The sequence below is a fragment of the Protofrankia sp. Cr1 genome (assembly GCF_963555865.1).
Lineage (GTDB): Bacteria > Actinomycetota > Actinomycetes > Frankiales > Frankiaceae > Protofrankia.
The window spans coordinates 1-3694 of sequence record NZ_CAUVXO010000508.1 but is presented as its reverse complement, the minus strand read 5'-3'; the positions used below and the strand labels follow the sequence as shown (position 1 = coordinate 3694).

Here is a 3694-nt window from a genome sequence, read left to right as displayed (position 1 = left end):
CCCGCTTCGGAGCCGCCGAGCGCGAGGCTCCCCGTGGCTGCCAACGGGCCGCCGTTGTGCTCGATCAGCCGGAACCGTCCCTCGTCGCTGCGCAGCAGCGTCCAGCGGCAGTTCCCCAGCGGCCCGAAGTGCCACCAGGCCGACGGTGGCATCTCCAACAGCCGCCCGATCAGAGCCCGGGCGGTGCCGCCGTGCAGCACCAGCACCGCAAGGCCGTCCTCCCGGGGGAAGCCTTCGGCGGCGAGATCGTCCAGGACGCCGATCGCCCGCGCGCCGACCTCCGCATAGGTCTCACCACCGCCACGGCGCACATCCTCGCCGCGGCGCCACGCCGCATCCTCCGCCGGGAAACGGACCGCGGCCTGCTCGGCGGTCAGCCCCGACCACTCCCCCAGCGAGATCTCCCGCAGCCTCGCGTCCATCCGGACCGGAACGCCGAGCTCGGCCGCGGTCGCCCGACAGCGCAGCAGGTCCGAGGAGACGACGACATCAGGGGCGAGCCCGCGGACCGCGGGCGCGACCAACCGGGCCTGGGCCCGGCCGGTCTCGTCCAACGGCGGATCCGCGTGACCCTGGAACCTGCCGGTGTCGTTCCATGACGTGCGGCCGTGTCGCCACAGCAGGATCCTCACCGACGACCAGCGCCCGGTGCGACGGCTTCCACAGTGCGAGAAAGGTCACGGTCCGTGAAGGCGATCTGCGGACAGTCCTTCCACAGCCGTTCCAATGCGTAGTATGTTCGCTCCTCACCGTGCTGCACATGCACCACGACATCGGAGAAATCAAGCAGCACCCAGCGCCCCTCGCGTTCACCCTCGCGGCGGAGCGGCTTGGCCCCGAGTCTGCGCAGCTGCTCCTCGACCCCGTCCACTACGGCCTTGACCTGCCGTTCCGTGTCGGCGGACGCGACGACGAAGCAGTCCGTGATGGCCAGCCGCTCGCTGACGTCCAACACGACGATGTCGCGGGCGAGCTTGTCGGCCGCGGCCTGCGCCGCTTCGAGGGCGAGCTCGACGGCTCGCGGGGATGCGGTCACGAATACACCTCTCCTGGCTGGACCACTAAGCCACCTTCGGCTCTCGGGGACATGCCTGTTGATTATGGATTACGATCGTACGCGCCGGCCTGGTTTGCCTACCGCCCGTCCAGCCTGACATACCGAACGCTTTCACGTTCCCGCATTTGTCCCGTGCCGGCCTACCGGCCAGGCCACCGACCACGCCACGGGTGACGTCACCGGACGGGCGGCGCCGGCACGGGCATGACGCCGGCGGGGTCCCGCGGCCGGTACAGCCCGCTCTTGGCGATGAAACGCACCACCCCGTCCGGGGTGAGATACCAGATGGGCGCCCCGCGGCGCACCCGGGCGCGGATGTCGGACGAGGAGATCGCCAGTGCCGGCACCTCCAGGAGGCTGACGGCCTCACCGGGCAGGCTCGCGTCGAGTTCGAGCTGGTAGCCGGGCCGGGTGACCCCGACGAAATGGGCCAGCCCGAACAGCTCCCCGACATCGCGCCAGCTGAGGATCTGCGCCAGGGCGTCCGCACCGGTGATGAAGAACAGTTTGGCCTGCGACCGCATCCGGTGCAGGTCCCGCAGCGTGTCGATGGTGTAGGTTGATCCACCCCGGTCGACATCAATCCGACTGACCGTGAACTGAGGATTGCCAGCAGTAGCCAAAAAAGTCATCAGGTACCTGTCCTCAGCCGGGGACACGTCCCTGTCCGCCTTCTGCCACGGACGCCCGCTGGGGACGAAGACCACCTCGTCCAGATCGAAGAGGGCCGCAACCTCGCTGGCGGCGACCAGATGTCCGTTGTGTACTGGATCAAAGGTTCCGCCCATCACCCCGAGCCTCACGGACGGACCGTAACGGGATCACGCCGTGATTTCGACGTCTCGCCGGAAGTATCACATCCGGCTCGGCGCCGGTCGGGGTTCAGGAGTCGGGTTCAGGAGTCGGGTGCAGGAGTCGGGTGCAGGAGTCGGGTGCAGGAGTCGGGTGCAGGAGTCGGGTGCAGGAGTCGGAGTCGGAGTCGGGAGTCGGGGGCCGCGCCGGGCACCCCGACGGACAGCAGTCGACCACCGCGGCCGTAGGCTGACCGTGTACGCCTCGGGCGTCGCCGTTGCCACCATCGTGCGTCAACGCCCACGCCCCGCCCGTACCAGGTCGTGCCTGCATCCATTCCACGCAATACCCGCTTTTGTTCCATTTTTGTTCATCCAATGTTCGCTATTTGCTTATAATTCATCCGTTACGTCCGGCTCGAGGAGGCTGCCTGATGCCGGTGAGTCCGCTCGCGGGTCAGCCCGCACCACCTGACATTCTTATCGACGTGGACACGCTGTTGGCCGCCTACCACGACGACCAGCCCGACCCCGCCGAGGCGTCCCAGCGCGTCTCGTTCGGAACATCCGGGCACCGCGGGTCGTCGCTGCGCCGGTCCTTCAACGCCGACCACATCGTCGCGATCACGCAGGCCATCTGCGAACACCGAACCGCCCACCAGGTGGACGGGCCGCTGTTCGTCGGTGTGGACACCCACGCCCTGTCCGCACCCGCGCTCGCCAGCGCGCTGGAGGTACTGGCCGCCCACGGGGTGGACACCCGGATCGCGCCGGCCGGGCAGGCCACCCCCACCCCGGTGATCTCGCACGCCATCCTCACGCACAACGCCCGCCGCGCAGCCGGGGAGCCCCTCGGGCTCGCCGACGGCATCGTCATCACGCCGTCGCACAACCCACCGGCGGACGGCGGGTTCAAGTACAACCCGCCCAACGGCGGGCCGGCTGACACCGCCATGACCACCTGGATCCAGGACCGCGCGAACGCGCTGCTCGCAGCCGGGCTGCGGGGTGTCTCGCGGGTCGCTCCCGAACGTGCCCGAGCGGACGCGACCGTGCACGACTACGTATCGGCCTATGTCGAGGACCTGGCATCCGTGGTCGACCTCGATGCGATCCGCGGCGCGGGTGTCAGGATCGGCGTCGACCCTCTCGGTGGCGCGAGCCTGGTCTACTGGCAGGCCATTGCCGAGCGTTACAAGCTCGACCTCGACGTGGTCAACACCGCGGTCGACCCACAGTTCGGTTTCATGACCGTCGACTGGGACGGAAAGATCCGGATGGACCCGTCCTCGCCGTACGCGATGGCGTCGTTGCTGCGGTTGAAGGATTCCTTCGACGTGGCACTGGCCAACGACGCCGACGCGGACCGGCACGGCATCGTGACGCCGGCCGCCGGCCTGCTCAACCCCAACCACTACCTGTCGGTCGCGATCTCCTACCTGTTCGCCCATCGCGGCGGCTGGCCCGCCACGGCCTCGATCGGCAAGACCCTCGTCAGCTCCAGCATGATCGACAGGGTCGCCACCGGGCTGGCCCGACATCTCGTCGAGGTTCCGGTCGGTTTCAAGTGGTTCGTGGACGGACTGATCGACGGTTCCCTTGGATTCGGCGGCGAGGAAAGCGCCGGCGCGTCGTTCCTGCGCCGTGACGGTCGGGTCTGGACCACCGACAAGGACGGCCTGATCGCCTGCCTGCTCGCCGCGGAGATCACCGCTGTCACCGGGCAGGACCCCGGCCAGAACTACGAGGCGCTCACCAGCCAGTTCGGCGCCCCCGCGTACCGCCGGGTGGACGCGCCGGCCTCCCCCGCGCAGAAGGACGTCCTGAAGTCCCTGACCCCGGCGGA

At 68.9% G+C, this 3694-nt stretch carries 4 protein-coding genes; 1 reads left to right on the top strand and 3 read right to left on the bottom strand.

Annotation, left to right across the window (positions count from 1 at the left end):
- From U9980_RS24735 to nadD, 3 genes are all read right to left on the bottom strand, one after another.
- The coding region (locus U9980_RS24735) for a histidine phosphatase family protein (protein WP_322770125.1) at positions 1-632 on the bottom strand (632 nt) is incomplete at its 3' end.
- Entirely contained in the window at positions 629-1036 is a 408-nt protein-coding gene (rsfS, locus tag U9980_RS24730) for a ribosome silencing factor (protein ID WP_322770124.1), read from the bottom strand. The genes rsfS and U9980_RS24735, both read right to left, overlap by 4 nt.
- Positions 1037-1233: 197 nt before the next feature.
- On the bottom strand, positions 1234-1845 hold the full coding sequence (nadD, locus tag U9980_RS24725; protein WP_416210391.1) for a nicotinate-nucleotide adenylyltransferase: 612 nt from the start codon (positions 1843-1845) through the stop codon (positions 1234-1236).
- Positions 1846-2282: 437 nt separating this feature from the next.
- Here nadD and U9980_RS24720 point away from each other — a divergent pair.
- Positions 2283-3694: phosphoglucomutase, alpha-D-glucose phosphate-specific (locus tag U9980_RS24720; RefSeq protein ID WP_322770122.1), on the top strand; the 1412-nt coding region annotated here is incomplete at its 3' end.